This is a genomic window from Rossellomorea aquimaris TF-12, from assembly GCF_001648555.1.
GTDB lineage: Bacteria > Bacillota > Bacilli > Bacillales > Bacillaceae_B > Rossellomorea > Rossellomorea aquimaris.
In genome coordinates this window covers 134,693-149,082 of the sequence record NZ_LQXM01000029.1, presented here as the reverse complement: position 1 = coordinate 149,082, position 14,390 = coordinate 134,693, and the positions used below count along the sequence as shown (strand labels likewise).

Below are 14,390 nucleotides of genomic sequence, written 5' to 3'. Positions count from 1 at the left end.
ATTCTTTTACAAACTGTCTGTTTCTTAATTCCAATTATTTCAAATAACTTTAACGAACTCAATAACTATTTTCCGTAAAAAAGAAGCTTACCTGTTCCGGATAAGCTCCCTTAATTGAAGATGACTGAGAATTACACCTTAACATTCTCTTTAAAGTAATTTCCCCAGTGGGGTTGTGTACCGTCAATATCCTTAAACCCGTATAATTCCGATAGTTCCCAGGTACTATATACTCCTCCAGTCTTATTAAATATTTCTGGATCCGAAGCTAAACAACGAATGGCTTCACCTATGTAATAAGGAGATTCAGATGCAATAAAGTGAGGATCCACTTTTGCCCCCTCTTTCCAGTTTTCCTCTGTAACCCCAAACAGTTCTAGCATTGCTTCTGACCTTAAAAATCCTGGTGTTACAGCAAGAGAAGTAATACGACTATCCTTTAGATCTTCTGCCATAGCTTGGGCGATATGTATATTCGAAATTTTTGCTAGGCTATAGTAAAAATTACCTCTCGGCTTATAGTCGACTCCGTCGGTTATTTCAATAATAAGACCACCATTATTTTCTTTGAATAACGGTATACTATAATGAGCAGTCATGATATGTGATTCTACTGCCTGTTTTTGCATTTGAAGTCCCTTATGTAAATTGTGTTCACCAATCGGCAGACCCCATTCTGTAAGAGGATCTCCACCCCAGACATCATTAACTAAAATATCGAGTCTTCCATTTTCCTTTCTTATTTTATCAAACAATCCGATGACTTCTGCTTCAACTGTATGATCGACCTTTACAGGTATCCCAATTCCACCTGCCTTTGTTACTAGTTCAGCTGTCTCTTCTATTGTTTCCTTCCTTCCCATTGGAGATTGACTCTTTCTTGTTGTTCTTCCCGTAACATAAACGGTTGCTCCAGCTTCTCCTAATTTCACAGAAATCCCTCTCCCTGCTCCTCTGGTTCCACCTGCGACAACGGCAATTTTTCCTTTTAAAGCTCCCATATTAACCACCTCCAACAATACCTTAAATTTCATTTGAAACAATTTCTAATTGAAAACCTATAAAGCTTCAATATATTAATCTTAAGCAATAGTACCCGAACCTATTAATTGAGAACTTTCTTATTATTCTCCTAGAGTTTTCCTAAAACCATAAAAACCACGAAAACCTTGTCTTTCATAAAAGGTACGAGATGAACGATTGGCTAGCATTTCAATCCTTGTTTTGGGATATAGATTGTGTACGTATGTTATTAATTGTTTTCCTATCCCATATCCACGATAGTTTTTATCAACTAACATTTCGCAAATAAATAAACTTATATGGGCATCTGTAAAGCCTCTAATATAGCCAATAATTTCACCATCTTCCCTTACTACAACTAATGCTACATTAGAATTTCTCCATGCATTCAGTGTATTAAGATTATTTTCTACTAAATTTGTCCATCCTTCTTCTTTATTTAATTGTTGTATTTTGCTAAAGTACCTATCCTCGAAAGGAAGAACAATTACTTTCTGGTTGTCTCTTAAATTCATTTCCATTTAGAATCCTCCTCAAGGATATTACCTGTTGGAATAGTTCCAATCATTTCAAATGTATGTATTTGACGTTAGGGAATTGTCATAATAAAAGGCTCTTCAGAGAAACAAATAGTAATTGATTTCCGCTATAAAATTCTCTCTTTAAAGGGGCAGGCGATAAAAAAGAAGAGCCAAAAAAGAAGCTTTTCTAGTTCTGGATGAGCTCTCATTAGCTTATTATTTTTTCATCCACTTATTCCTAAGACAATCAAAAAGATCGTTGTGAATGACCATAAAACAAAATTTATACTAGCATTAAGTTTTTTTGTCTTAAATTCTTCTTTGTCATCACTTTTTATTGCGTCTATTAAATATTGAATAAATAAAAATCCAATAAACCCATTAAAAACAATAAGTAATAGTACTATCATAATAATCCTCCAAGGATAAATTTATTAATGGGGGCTCTTCCTTCCACAACAATCCGATATCGATTAAAGAGAAATCCAAAAACTTATTTCTTTATAACCCAAACTACAAGTAAAGCTATTCCCAATAAAAGAAGACCCATTTGTACATACCAATAATCGATAAATAACTCCCACTGAAGTTGCTGAATTTCTTTAACCCTTTCAAAATAACTCATTACTTCCCCCTAGAACTTTATCCTTCAAATACATACGGCAGTAAGGAAAAGAAGTTTCAAACCTTTTATCTTATTCCCTTTTAACCTTCAAAATCCCCAAAGTCTTAATTTAGGTTATACTTGATGGCCACAAGAAGGGATAGACCTGCTACCAGTTGCTTATGAAATATATTAAGCTCTCAATGTCCTAATTTCACTACATTAATCTTTCTACATACGAAATTCCGAAAAAAGTGCCTAACCCACGTGAAGCTTTAACGCTTTAGGGGGCACGCACTCAATCAGATTATATTATGAATTTAAAAAACACCATTCTCATTAGGAGAATTCTCCGGTATAGGTTGACCTACATCCCACATTTCAACAATGCGTTCATCTTGGAAACGACAGATGTGAACAACAACCGCTCCAATATCCTCTTTATTCTGTTTCACTAGGGAGTGAATTGCAACGATTTCTCCCTCTTCTAAAGCGTGTTTGACCTCAAAAATCTTGTTAGGGTTCTCTGCTGCGTTCTCTTCCATTGCTGTCATAAGTGATTCTGCATCTCCACGAAAGTAGGGATTGTGGTGGTAAAATTCAGGAACCGTATATCTTTGGAATGCTTCGCGTACATTTCCGGCTGCTACCAGTTGTAGAAACGACACTGCTCTTTCTTTTAAAGTAATTGCACTACTAAAATCTTTTTCTCTCATTTCAATCATCCTTCCTTATATATATTTTAAAGGAGTTTCAAGGTGTATGCGAATGTCATTCAATTTACAATAGAATGTTTTAATTCGCACTTGATTGTTAAACAACATTTTAGGAATAACTTACTAAAAAATACTATTTATCAATGGGAGTCTATAAAAACATCTATAACCTTATCACAAATATCATGATGCAAAGTCCCGTCGAAATTCAATAAAACCACCACACCCAGATTCAGTTCAGGTACCATTGTCATCAGTGATCTTACAGCCATTTGCCCTCCTCCATGTTCGACAATTCTAAATCCTCGATATTTGTCTATAAACCATGCGAGTCCGTAGCTTCTAACTTTACTTCCAAATCGCCACTCTTCACTAACTAAATGAATGGAATTTTGCATTTCTTCAATTAAATCTGAGCTTAAGATATTTTGTTCCTTGTTTAAATGAAATCGTAAATATTCCCCTAAATCATTGGCCGTAGAGTATAAATAACCAATTGGAGCAGAAATTTGGTTTTTCGGAAAAGGCGTTTCTATTTTATCCTTGCCTAAATAATACCTTGCACTATTCTTATCTTCTTCAACTATACGTGAATAACTTGTTGTTCGATTCATGTTCAATGGAGTCAGGATTTCATCATTTAGATAAGTTTCCCACTTGTAACCGGACACTTTTTCAAATAAGTCGGCAAGGATTACATACGAATCTGTACAATAATTCCATCCCTTCCCTACTGGATACTCCAACTCTACCTTTCCAAACCACTTCGTTATATCCTCTCGAGTTTGGATTCTACTAGTCTCTTCTTCAGTTAGATTATAATAATTTAATGCTTCTTGATATTCTGTCGGTGTATCTGAAAAAATTTCTCTAACATTTGGAGCAATCATATTGGCAATTCCTAAGTTAGAAGAAAATCCTGCCGTATGTGATAACAAGTGCCGAATCGTAATCGTATCACTATGTAGTTTATTTTTTGTTCGGAAGTATGGCAAATAATCTACAACGTAATCATCTAATGAAAGCAGGTTCTTTTCAACAAGCTGCATAATCGAAAGTGCCATAAAATTCTTAGATACACTTTGAATGCTCATCAAAGTATTTCCATCCATAGGCTGGTTTACAGGATGGGTTTGAGAAGATCCAAAGCCATTAGAATAGATAAAATCCGAGTCTTTCACGATGGCAACGCTTAATCCAACTCCCTGGTGACTTTTCATCATTTCATTAATATATTCTGTTATTTGTTTTATTTGGTCAGTCCATTGTTTCATTAATGTCTCCTTTTCTATGTAACTGTTATTACAGTTAGTCGTAACTCTTGTTTAAGTTTTATAAACAGATATGCTATGATTCTGAAATGTTTATCCATTTGGATTTTTATTGCTTATCATTCTTTACTCCTTCTTAAAAAACTCCTATTCATACGATTATTCCAATTATTTCAAAAAAAAAGACGTAATGCAATCTTATTAAATTAAAAAGAATGTTAGATTATCACCACCTAAACACAAGGCACAATCAAAATAGACCAATGGAATCCACCGATTCATTATCTTTTCTACACTAAGCTAAGCATGTTGAAATCGTAATGCATTTATTACAACCAAAACAGAACTTAACTAGTTTTTTTAAAATGGTCATTGAGTTTCAATTGAAAAGAACGAAACTTTTTGACGGTTTCGTTCACTTATCTTTCTATAATCAATTATTTATATCCCTAAAGTAATTATAATTTCCCCTTCTTTTAATTCGTATTTTTTAATATTGCCAATTGGAACCTTCTTCACAATATCCCAACTATTAAAATCAATAAAAATATTCATATGTTGGTAGTGAATATGAGGTGATTGATTAAAAATATAGCTGTTTAGAAAATTTAGATTGATTGGTTTGAATTTTATTATTTCGAACTGTATTTCCCTATTTTTCATTAGTATAGGCTTTAACTTAATAAGAAAGGAGATTTCTTTCTTAATAAACATTTTTTCAATTTCAGCTTTTCCCGTGATAATGATATACCCTCTGGCAATTCGAACTTTTGTCTCTTTTATCTTGTCTGTTTTTTTGATGATTTCATTTAACATGTAAGATGAAATGGAGAGAGGAATCCCAACCTCTTCTTTCATCTTCTCCACTTCGCTTTTCGCTTTATTAAATAGATCCATCACGATCTCTCCCATTCGTAGTGCAGGATTATCTATGTGAAAAACATGTGTCGCCCTCTTTAAATACTGTTAACATTCCACTTCATTTTTTATCACTCATTTTGATTGACTCTATTACTAAGTTATTCTTTGATTATTTAAAGAATGTCCTCTATTAAAATTAAAATTGACAACAAAAAACCTCAAAAATCCTCCCTTTCTTACCAGGGAATTTTTGAGGTTTCTTCATTCATGCATGTTCAATTCTTTTAAAGTGACTCCTTCATTATGTACAATGAAATTTAACTGCTTTGTTCAATTGCGGATTCCCAATTTGGAAAATAGTACAAAGCATTTTTCATTAGTTCTGGATTGGATTTTTTTACTTGTTTCTTACGAAGGGGTTGACCTTCTTTTTCCATCAATTGGGCAATTTGGTTCATCACTTCATCCACGCTCATACTTGTTTCCATTTTCATTCCTCCTTCATTATCTTTATCTATTACTTATACTTTCCATTTATCTACAAATTATTCGATATTGTCTAATATGAGTGAAAGGTATGCAAATTTGCTGGAAAGAATCTTAAATGAAACTTTACTATTGCTTACTGTTTCTCTAAAAAAGGGATTCTATCTTATTGATTGATCCCTTTACTATAGAAATTCATTCAATTTCTATCCAATAGCAAATTTCACTTACTTAATATCAGAAACTTAATTTCATTCATTATACCCTCTGTCTTTTTTCTTTTAAATCTTCTCTGATTAAGAATTTCTGAATTTTACCACTCGCATTTCGAGGAAGCTCGTTTACGAAATAATACTCTTTTGGACGCTTATAATCCGCTAACAACTCTCCTTGTTTTAAGAATGAGTCCAATTCTATTGCTGTGAGGGATGACGTTTTGGACACAATAACAGCAATCACTTGTTCCCCCCATTTTTCACTAGGCTCACCCAATACTGCAACGTCTACTACATCTTTATGAGCGTGCAGGGCATCTTCTACTTCACGGGGATAGATGTTTTCCCCTCCAGATATAACCATGTCGTTCACTCTGTCTGCAATATATAAATATCCATCTTCATCTAAATACCCTAAATCACTTGAATGATACCAGCCTTTATACAAAGCTCTTTTCGTTTCTTCTTCTCGTTTGAAATACCCTTCCATCGTACAGGAACCACGAACAATAATTTCTCCAACTTCACCCGGTTGGCAAATATCACCTGGATCAGATGGACCGTATTCATTTGGTTTCACTACACGGATTTCATGATTATATGCCGCTCTTCCAGCAGAACCAGCCTTTGATATTTGTTCATCCTGAAGGAGGAATGTAACGGCAGGTCCCATTTCAGTCTGACCATACGCTTGTATTAAATCGATTGCCAATTTTTCGTCAATCTCCTTTACAAGAACAGGAGGCATAGGTGCTGCACCATACAACCCTACACGTAAGGACGATGTATTATATTTCTCAACTCCCTCTTGCAAAATCATATTCCACATAGTAGGAGCTGCAAAAAAGGTTGTCACATTTTCTTGTTCAATTGTTGATAATACTTTTTGAGGTTGAAATTGATGAAGAATCACATTTTTAGCACCAGCCTGTACCCGAGGTAAAAAACAACAATGGAGCTCTGCACAGTGGAACATGGGAGCTGTTACCAAACCTACATCATTTGGATGTATACTCATTACGGATAAGCAAATTAAGCTTTGCTCGGCTACATCTCGATGACGGTGTAATACTCCCTTTGGTCTACCTGTTGTCCCACTCGTATACATAATGGCATAGCTGTCATTTTCATTCACTTCGATTGAAGGTAATTCAGTTGAATATTCACGGATCTTTTCGTTAAAATTTGCTCCAAAAGAAGGGCGATTCTCTCCAATAAACCAGAACATCATATGAGGAAATTCACTAGCAATATTTTGTAATTGTTCTGATAAATCTTCTTCAGATACAACTACCTTAGGTTGCGCGTCATGAAGAATATAAGCAACTTCTTTTGCCTTTAATCTGAAGTTAATAGGATTTAAAACAGCCCCAATTTTTCCACAAGCAAAATAAAGAGTAGCCAACTCTAACGTATTGAACAGATAAGTAGAAACCCGGTCACCTTTTTTCACTCCTGCAGCAATCAAAGCATTGCCTGTTCGATGAACCTCCTGTTGCCACTGTCCATATGTCAAACGTCTACCAGTTTTTTCTTCATATATAGCTTCTTTGTTTCGAAATTTCTCTACCGTTTGATCAAATATTGTTCCAGTAGTAGCGTACATATCTTTCCTCCTTGGTTTGTCACTTTATCTTTACATTGTGAACATAATATTTTTAAACTCTATTTAATTATGTTCTAGAAAGAACTACATTTCTCCTTTTAATTATCTGATAATTCTGAAGTTTACATTCTTATTTACGTATTAATTTTTTTTTGGAGCTTGATTAGTAGGAATTTCGCTTACTTTCCACCCAAGGGTGCTGAAACGAAAGAATACACCTACCCTCTTCAATTAACCAAGAGAGTAGGTGACTGCGAATGCCTCTTCCCAAATAATATTATCTTTTTCTATCATTCTATTTTCCATCTACTTTTGAAGCTCATTATGCCTCTACTTCCTGTTCCCCATCATACGTTTCAGAGTCCAATTCACCAGTCACTTTACTTGTGATTATTCCTGATGTCATAGCTCCACTTACATTAACTGCCGTTCGCCCCATATCAATAAGTGGTTCTACTGAGATTAATAACCCTGCTAAAGCAACAGGTAGATCCATAGCTGAAAGGACGAGGATAGCAGCAAAGGTAGCTCCTCCTCCGACTCCCGCCACTCCAAAGGAACTAATGGCTACAACTAGTATCAACGTCAGAATAAAAGAAGGTGATAATGGGTTAATTCCGACAGTTGGGGCAATCATGACAGCAAGCATAGCTGGATAAACTCCTGCACAGCCATTTTGACCTATTGATAAACCAAAGGATCCTGAAAAATTAGCAATTCCTTCAGAAACACCTAACTTCTTGGTTTGAGTATGAATGTTAAGAGGTAGCGTTCCTGCGCTGGATCTAGATGTAAATGCAAAGGCTAGTACTGGGAATACTTTCTTTATATACGTAACTGGGTTTAATCCAGCAATGGTAAGCATGATTAAGTGGATAGCAAACATTATGATAAGAGCAATATATGATGCACCAACAAATTCTCCCAGTTTCATGATTGCATCAAAGTTACTGAGAGCAACGGTCTTTGCCATAATAGCTAAAACTCCATAAGGTGTAAGACGGAGAACAAGTGTAACAATCCTCATCACTACAGCATAAATAGCATCAACAATTTTCTTAAAAAACTCGGCTGCCTCAGGCTCTTTTCGCTGTACCCCCAAATAAGCAATGCCAATAAATGCTGCAAAAATAACGACTGCAATGGTGGAGGTAGCCCTTTCACCTGTAAAGTCTAAAAACGGATTGGCAGGAAGTAATTCTAGAATCTTCTGTGGATAGCTCTGGCCTTCAAGGGCTCCAGCACGTTCTTCTAACTGCACACCACGGGAAATCTCTGCATCCCCTTGTTCTATTTGTATGGCTTCTAAGTCAAATCCTAATGTTGTGGCAATCCCAACTGCTGCAGCGATAGCAGTGGTACCAACAAGTAAGCCAATAATAAGGACTGAAATCTTGCCTAAGTTATGTGATCTCCTTAATTTTGTAAAAGCTGATAATATAGAAACAAAAACTAACGGCATAACAATCATTTGCAGTAGTTTAATATAACCGGTTCCCACGATGTTATACCATTCTATTGACTGGACTAAGCTTTCATCTGTTGCTGAGTAAATCCACTGAAGACCCAGACCAAACAATATCCCCAACCCTAAGGCAACAAAAACACGCTTTGAAAACGAAACATTCTTTCTTTGCAAAATAAGTAAGACACCAATGAGTACAAGAAAAATCAAAATGTTTAAAAGGACAAACCAAACGTTCATTTTTTCCCCTCCCTTTTCTTTGGTGTTCAAGCAAAGTAGACCGAGGTCTACTGTATATTATGATGAAGTGTACAAAGATATGTAGATTGAAAGAGTAATTCTTTTATATTTTAAGAGTATAACTGTTATGGTGTTGTCAAAATAGAAGGAAGGGACAAAAAAGGATGTCCCCAAGTGATCAAATGGAGACATCCTCTTTTATTTAAACCATCCCTTTTCTTTTGATTGTGTGATGGCTTCGATTCGGTTTTTCACTTCTAATTTATCTAAAATCGTTGAAATGTAGTTTCGAACGGTTCCTGTTTTGAGGCTTAACTCATCGGCAATTTCCTTCGTATTCATTCCATCGGCCACAAGTTCTAATACTTCTCTTTCCCGTTCAGTTAAAGGGTTCGATTCGCTGTAAACATCATCCATTAGCTCTGGTGCATATATCCGCTTTCCATCCATAACTAACCGAATGGAACTGGCTAATTCATCACTTGGACTATCTTTTAACAAATATCCTTTTACCCCTGCTTTTAACGCACGTTGAAAATAGCCAGAGCGGGCAAACGTCGTAAGAATGATTACTTTACAGCCTCTCCCCTTAATCTCTTCAGCTGCTTCTAGTCCTGTCTTTTTAGGCATTTCAATATCCATTATACAAATATCAGGTTTTAGGCGTTCTACAAGGGCAACTGCTTCCTCCCCATTACTCGCCTTTCCAACTACTTCCATATCATCTTCTAAGCTTAACAGGGATCCTAGTGCACCTAGTAACATCCCTTGATCTTCGGCAATGACAATAGAAATCATTTCATTCCCTCCCCATCCATTTGTTTTATTACTTTAGGAACTCTCATGATCAGTGTTGTACCCTCATCAGACTGAATATCGAGGCTTCCATTTACAAACTCTAATCGCTCTCTCATTCCGATGAGTCCACTGCCCCTCGAATTTTTATAATCATCTACTAACCCAACCCCGTCATCCTTTACCATAATAGTCATTTCTTTATCGGATTCATCGATGGATATTTTGCAAAAGGATGCTTGGCTATGCTTGACCACATTCGTAACGGCTTCTTTCAAACACATACTTAAAATATTTTCTAAAAACAGGGATGCATATGGTAAAGTTACTTCTTTATCAGTAATGAATTCAATTTCCGCTGCTTTCAATAATTGCTCTATGCGAACAATCTCATCTTTTAAACGAATCCCACGCATTTGAGAAACCATGGTTCTTACTTCACTTAAAGCAGTTCGTGCCGTTTGTTGGACATCTTTCAATTCATTTCTAGCTTGTTCTGGATCTTTATAGACTAATTTTCTTGCCAAATCACTCTTTAAACCAATAAGGGATAATTTCTGCCCTAGAGTATCATGTAGGTCCCTGGCAATTCTTTGACGCTCTTCTTGCTTTACTAACTCAGAAATTCGCTTGTTTGCATCTTCTAATTGCTCCTCCAATTGTCCCTGTTTATTACGATTATAAATATTAAATGGAAGAAGAATAACACTAATCCAAATAATTAAAATGAAGGGAAGCTGAGACATAAATAAATCATCTTGAATGACGAAATTAAAATTAATGGAAGCGGTAGTTAACACTAAATGAATGATATAAAGAGTTAAGAAAGCAATGCGATTTTTTATATTTCCATTATAGTAGGCAATATAAAAGGCAAAATATATAAAGTCAAACTGAATGGTCATGGTGATGGATATAGCAATTAGTATAGATGTCCATAAATACACCGGCCATTCTTTAGAAAGAAAAGCTAAGCGTAGCGATATGAAAAATAGAATCGTTAATGAAATCCCCACAATAATTTCTATAGTTGAAGAAGATTGGAAAATAAAATAAAAAGGCAAGATGCTGATGATACTCCAGATATATGGAGATATTCCTGAATTCCTTTGAATATTGATAAATTTCTTTGGCATTTGCAAAATAAAACCCTCATTTTCAGACTTAACTTTTTCATTATTTTATCACATAATTTGTTGAAAATCTTACAAAAAAGCGTATAAGGGCACTCACCCCTCATACGCTTCGTTTATTAAGATTCAGTTTTTAATGGAGAAGTGAGCTCTGTTTCCTTACTTTTTTCTCTTTCTAATCGTTTCGCATCATTGAAACTAACAAAAGTCTTACTTTCTTCGTTCCAAAGACGGAACTTTAGTGATTCTAGACTGGTACTGAGGGTGATTGTAGGAACTTTTTGTAAAGGTGCATGATTTTTATACACATCTTCAAGATAATAATTGGGAACTCTTGGACTTAAATGGTGAATATGATGAAATCCAATATTACCGGTTATCCACTGAAGAATCTTTGGAAGCTTATAATAAGAACTTCCTTCTAAGGCAGCTTTGATATATTTCCATTCTTTCTGTGGCTCAAAATAGGAATCTTCAAATTGATGTTGAACATAGAATAGCCAAATCCCAAGAGATCCTGAAATTAGAAAAATAGGACCTTGAATGAGCAAGAAGTTTTTCCACCTAATTACTAAACATAAAATCCCAACCAGTCCAACAATCAAGAAGTTTGTCAGATATGTATTCATTCGCTCTTTTTTACGAGCATTCTTCGTGTTAAATCGATAAGCGATTAAAAAAATATATATGGGCCCCAAGACAAACATAACAAAGGGATTTCGATATAAACGATACAAGAACTTTGTGATGGATGAAGCTTCCTTGTATTCATTTACGGTCATCGCCCAAACATCTCCAGTACCCCGTTTATCCAAATTCCCACTGGTCGCATGATGAATGGAGTGACTGTGTTTCCACTGCTCAAAGGGAACTAATGTTAATACACCTGTTATTGTACCTAAAATGACATTTGCTTTTTTATTAGTAAAAAAGGATTGATGACAGCAATCATGAAAAATTATGAAAGTACGTATTAAAAACGCTGCCGCAATCATGCAAATGGCGAGAGTTAGAAAATATGATATCCAAAGGCTTTTGTAGGCGAGAAACCATAGAAAAACGAATGGTCCTAGGGTATTGATGATCTGCCAAATACTGCTTTTTAAATTAGATTTTTCATAGGATGCGATTTGATTCCGTAAATGTTTTAGTGTAGACATACCAGTTACCCCTTCATTTTGATTTCTAATTGGATAAATAAACGATAAAAATTGAATTCAAAGCTTTGTTGCTTGGGAAGAAAATTTACTCCATTAAAAAAGCATCTCTTCATATAATGGAAGAAATGCCCTTAAATTATTTATAGAATTAATTTTACTGAAAATTTAATTTTAATACTTTCTGCTTTGGATCGCTTTTTGCTTTTCCATAATTTCATATGACTTATGAATAATGTCAGAAAGGACGTCTCCTTTGTACACCCTACCAATTTTTGTATTTTTTTGATAGTAGTCTACAATTTCATCCAATTTTTTTGAAGTTTCATGATCAATCCTTACATTAAGTTGAATTCTTCCTGATTTAGACACGTTTTGAGACCTCCTTTATCAAAGTGATATCATCTGCTAGCATATTGCTAACTTAAGTATAGCATATACTATCACCGAATTATTGGTATATTCTCACTAAAAAAGACCTTAGCGTTAAGCCAAGGTCTTCATTTAACCACTTCCATTATTCGCTTTTTGAATGGCGTTAATTCCCATTACAATTCCAATTAATTCAAAAGAAGATAAGCTGTGAGAATGATTCAGTAATTGAAAAGCTGGTGTTGAAAAAAAGCCGCTAACTTTGTGAAAGGTTGCTATTATGTTTTTAACTTCATCATAGATGTCATATTGTTTGGAAAACATCTCCGATTCAATCGAGTAATTCCCTCGATGATTGGTTATATACTGATACTTCTTCGTAAAGAAAGAAAGGTTCATCTTTAAATATCCAAGTTCTTCACTCTCTTCATTGCTAATGATCCACTTATTTCCGAAAAAAGTGAATTTCCCACCGACCATTTTCCTACCTTCAGCGTCTAACACTTGAAGACTTGAAGAAAGTGCACTCTGCAAATCCAATTCTCCGACAATCTCTTTTTGACCATTATAAATGTCTGTTTTCCCTGCTGAGAAAAAATTATCTGAAAAGAATAATTCTTTCATAAAAAACACCCTCTATATTCGTTTTCTTATATCTACGAATACAAAGGGTTTTAGTTTCATTTAATGTTTTCTTGGCAATAAGTAAGAAGCAAAGCTTCCTCATCTTCCTCCAGAGCAAAATCAAGATGCGCTTCCGTTCCTCTTTCTACTAGCTGATATTGAACTATGCGATTCACATTTTCATCGCGGAGAAAAATAGCTTTTATATATAGACCTTGTTCAGAGTATAATTCGTCATCTTCAGGTACTTCGACGGTTAGAAGTACTTCATAACGGTCTCCAGGTAAAATCCCCGTAGGATCCTTAAGCTCCTCGGCAGTGTGGCTCATAATATTCATTCATATACTTCCTTTCAACAATGAGGTTTCTTTTTATGTAACCTCTCTCTATTATACACCTACATGTGTGAAAGTTAAAAACAAACCTCTTTCTTTTTGCCTTTCTATCATATTCATAGGAATAGAGTTACAAATTCGATATAATAAGAGGATGATGAATGAACAAGGAGCGAGTGAAATGAATCGTAAAAACATGGAAGAACAAATGATTGAAAATTATCAAAGAGATGAGAATATGATGATTCTTGTTTTTGCTCAATGGTGTGTGAATAATGACCTTGACCCTCTTACGCTCTATAAAGATGCCTACCCTAATCAAGAAGAAAATCCCGCTTTAAAACAAGGAATTGACTTAACTGTCTCCAAGGAAGAATCTGAACACATTCCAGATACAACTCTACTCGGAGTTCTTTCCTTATTCGGAAATGACGATTTAGCCTTCGTCGTCACAGAAGAAATAAAAAAACGCAAACTATCTTAGTAAAGGAAGAGGGACGGACCTCAGTGAGGTCCGTCCCTCTTCCTTTCTCTTGTTACTACATAAAGTCAAAATAATAACAAATGATATGGAGAAAGATTGGTGAGGTGTAGGCTAGAAAGCAGGATGGAGCATCTTCCTGTTAAACAACTCTCTCGTTAATTCTATATATAAAATCATGAACTTCAATTATGGAATTTAAAATGAATCTATTTATTCTTAATGTTGTCATCCAAAAGCAACCACAAAAATAATTCCGTATAAGCTGGTAAATGAAGTTATTAGTAATATGTAGTAGAAGAATAGTTTATTTATTGAATGTCCTTCAAAATTCTCAGAAAACTGAAGGTAGGCATAATAAGAAACCATAAATGTTAAAATAACTATGACAATCATCAACAAGACTGGTACTGCGGAAGACATCATATTCAATTGATTCTCACCCAAACCATTTAAAAGCAGAAAGTACATTATTGTACTTATGA

Annotated in this window: 17 protein-coding genes; 1 reads left to right on the top strand and 16 read right to left on the bottom strand. The window is 34.9% G+C overall.

Annotation, left to right across the window (positions count from 1 at the left end; translation table 11 throughout):
* Window positions 1-131: 131 nt before the first annotated feature.
* The 16 genes from IQI_RS14255 to IQI_RS14190 all read right to left on the bottom strand — a co-directional run bounded on the left by IQI_RS14255 (window position 132) and on the right by IQI_RS14190 (window position 13,427).
* On the bottom strand, window positions 132-1,001 hold the full coding sequence (locus IQI_RS14255) for an SDR family oxidoreductase (RefSeq protein ID WP_064093320.1): 870 nt from the start codon (window positions 999-1,001) through the stop codon (window positions 132-134).
* A gap of 123 nt (window positions 1,002-1,124) precedes the next feature.
* Window positions 1,125-1,544 (bottom strand): GNAT family N-acetyltransferase, encoded by a 420-nt coding sequence (locus IQI_RS14250; protein ID WP_064093319.1) that lies wholly within the window; start codon window positions 1,542-1,544, stop codon window positions 1,125-1,127.
* 224 nt (window positions 1,545-1,768) lie between these two features.
* Window positions 1,769-1,954: a hypothetical protein gene (locus IQI_RS14245; protein WP_064093318.1), complete on the bottom strand. Its 186-nt coding sequence runs from the start codon at window positions 1,952-1,954 to the stop codon at window positions 1,769-1,771.
* Window positions 1,955-2,037: 83 nt separating this feature from the next.
* Window positions 2,038-2,169, bottom strand: coding sequence for a hypothetical protein (locus IQI_RS21200; protein WP_268874498.1), 132 nt, complete (start codon window positions 2,167-2,169; stop codon window positions 2,038-2,040).
* Between the two features lie 299 nt (window positions 2,170-2,468).
* A complete protein-coding gene (locus IQI_RS14240; protein WP_156509916.1) occupies window positions 2,469-2,873 on the bottom strand; it encodes a nuclear transport factor 2 family protein in 405 nt (134 codons plus the stop codon).
* 131 nt (window positions 2,874-3,004) lie between these two features.
* Window positions 3,005-4,138, bottom strand: coding sequence for a serine hydrolase domain-containing protein (locus IQI_RS14235; RefSeq protein ID WP_064093316.1), 1,134 nt, complete (start codon window positions 4,136-4,138; stop codon window positions 3,005-3,007).
* Between the two features lie 438 nt (window positions 4,139-4,576).
* Window positions 4,577-5,032: a hypothetical protein gene (locus IQI_RS14230; protein WP_064093315.1), complete on the bottom strand. Its 456-nt coding sequence runs from the start codon at window positions 5,030-5,032 to the stop codon at window positions 4,577-4,579.
* 281 nt (window positions 5,033-5,313) lie between these two features.
* On the bottom strand, window positions 5,314-5,484 hold the full coding sequence (locus IQI_RS20900) for a hypothetical protein (protein WP_197489756.1): 171 nt from the start codon (window positions 5,482-5,484) through the stop codon (window positions 5,314-5,316).
* Window positions 5,485-5,740: 256 nt separating this feature from the next.
* Window positions 5,741-7,303, bottom strand: coding sequence for a fatty acid--CoA ligase (locus tag IQI_RS14225; protein ID WP_064093314.1), 1,563 nt, complete (start codon window positions 7,301-7,303; stop codon window positions 5,741-5,743).
* 322 nt (window positions 7,304-7,625) lie between these two features.
* A complete protein-coding gene (locus tag IQI_RS14220; RefSeq protein ID WP_064093313.1) occupies window positions 7,626-9,008 on the bottom strand; it encodes an L-cystine transporter in 1,383 nt (460 codons plus the stop codon).
* Between the two features lie 198 nt (window positions 9,009-9,206).
* Entirely contained in the window at window positions 9,207-9,806 is a 600-nt protein-coding gene (locus IQI_RS14215) for a response regulator transcription factor (protein ID WP_064093312.1), read from the bottom strand.
* Window positions 9,803-10,939 (bottom strand): sensor histidine kinase, encoded by a 1,137-nt coding sequence (locus IQI_RS14210; RefSeq protein ID WP_064093877.1) that lies wholly within the window; start codon window positions 10,937-10,939, stop codon window positions 9,803-9,805. Before IQI_RS14210 ends, IQI_RS14215 begins: the two co-directional genes overlap by 4 nt.
* A 116-nt stretch (window positions 10,940-11,055) precedes the next feature.
* A complete protein-coding gene (locus IQI_RS14205) occupies window positions 11,056-12,096 on the bottom strand; it encodes a fatty acid desaturase (protein WP_064093311.1) in 1,041 nt (346 codons plus the stop codon).
* Between the two features lie 171 nt (window positions 12,097-12,267).
* A complete protein-coding gene (locus IQI_RS14200) occupies window positions 12,268-12,465 on the bottom strand; it encodes a hypothetical protein (protein ID WP_064093310.1) in 198 nt (65 codons plus the stop codon).
* A gap of 132 nt (window positions 12,466-12,597) precedes the next feature.
* Complete coding sequence (locus IQI_RS14195; RefSeq protein WP_064093309.1) at window positions 12,598-13,089, bottom strand: hypothetical protein; 492 nt, start codon at window positions 13,087-13,089, stop codon at window positions 12,598-12,600.
* Between the two features lie 56 nt (window positions 13,090-13,145).
* The gene (locus IQI_RS14190) at window positions 13,146-13,427 is read right to left on the bottom strand and encodes a DUF6509 family protein (RefSeq protein ID WP_064093308.1); all 282 of its coding nucleotides are present in this window, start codon (window positions 13,425-13,427) and stop codon (window positions 13,146-13,148) included.
* 178 nt (window positions 13,428-13,605) lie between these two features.
* Here IQI_RS14190 and IQI_RS14185 point away from each other — a divergent pair, with 178 nt between their 5' ends.
* Window positions 13,606-13,908 carry a hypothetical protein gene (locus IQI_RS14185; RefSeq protein ID WP_064093876.1) on the top strand — a complete coding sequence of 101 codons (303 nt, stop codon included), beginning with the start codon at window positions 13,606-13,608 and terminating at the stop codon, window positions 13,906-13,908.
* Window positions 13,909-14,390 lie beyond the last annotated feature (482 nt).

Coding starts and splice junctions, on each gene's coding strand:
- IQI_RS20900 (WP_197489756.1), bottom strand. CDS start 5,484: ATGGAAACAAGTATGAGCGTGGATGAAGTGATGAACCAAATTGCCCAA.
- IQI_RS14245 (WP_064093318.1), bottom strand. CDS start 1,954: ATGATAGTACTATTACTTATTGTTTTTAATGGGTTTATTGGATTTTTA.
- IQI_RS14215 (WP_064093312.1), bottom strand. CDS start 9,806: ATGATTTCTATTGTCATTGCCGAAGATCAAGGGATGTTACTAGGTGCA.
- IQI_RS14195 (WP_064093309.1), bottom strand. CDS start 13,089: ATGAAAGAATTATTCTTTTCAGATAATTTTTTCTCAGCAGGGAAAACA.
- IQI_RS14240 (WP_156509916.1), bottom strand. CDS start 2,873: ATGATTGAAATGAGAGAAAAAGATTTTAGTAGTGCAATTACTTTAAAA.
- IQI_RS14220 (WP_064093313.1), bottom strand. CDS start 9,008: ATGAACGTTTGGTTTGTCCTTTTAAACATTTTGATTTTTCTTGTACTC.
- IQI_RS14235 (WP_064093316.1), bottom strand. CDS start 4,138: ATGAAACAATGGACTGACCAAATAAAACAAATAACAGAATATATTAAT.
- IQI_RS14190 (WP_064093308.1), bottom strand. CDS start 13,427: ATGAATATTATGAGCCACACTGCCGAGGAGCTTAAGGATCCTACGGGG.
- IQI_RS14185 (WP_064093876.1), top strand. CDS start 13,606: ATGAATCGTAAAAACATGGAAGAACAAATGATTGAAAATTATCAAAGA.
- IQI_RS14255 (WP_064093320.1), bottom strand. CDS start 1,001: ATGGGAGCTTTAAAAGGAAAAATTGCCGTTGTCGCAGGTGGAACCAGA.
- IQI_RS14250 (WP_064093319.1), bottom strand. CDS start 1,544: ATGGAAATGAATTTAAGAGACAACCAGAAAGTAATTGTTCTTCCTTTC.
- IQI_RS14210 (WP_064093877.1), bottom strand. CDS start 10,939: ATGCCAAAGAAATTTATCAATATTCAAAGGAATTCAGGAATATCTCCA.
- IQI_RS14205 (WP_064093311.1), bottom strand. CDS start 12,096: ATGTCTACACTAAAACATTTACGGAATCAAATCGCATCCTATGAAAAA.
- IQI_RS21200 (WP_268874498.1), bottom strand. CDS start 2,169: ATGAGTTATTTTGAAAGGGTTAAAGAAATTCAGCAACTTCAGTGGGAG.
- IQI_RS14230 (WP_064093315.1), bottom strand. CDS start 5,032: ATGGATCTATTTAATAAAGCGAAAAGCGAAGTGGAGAAGATGAAAGAA.
- IQI_RS14225 (WP_064093314.1), bottom strand. CDS start 7,303: ATGTACGCTACTACTGGAACAATATTTGATCAAACGGTAGAGAAATTT.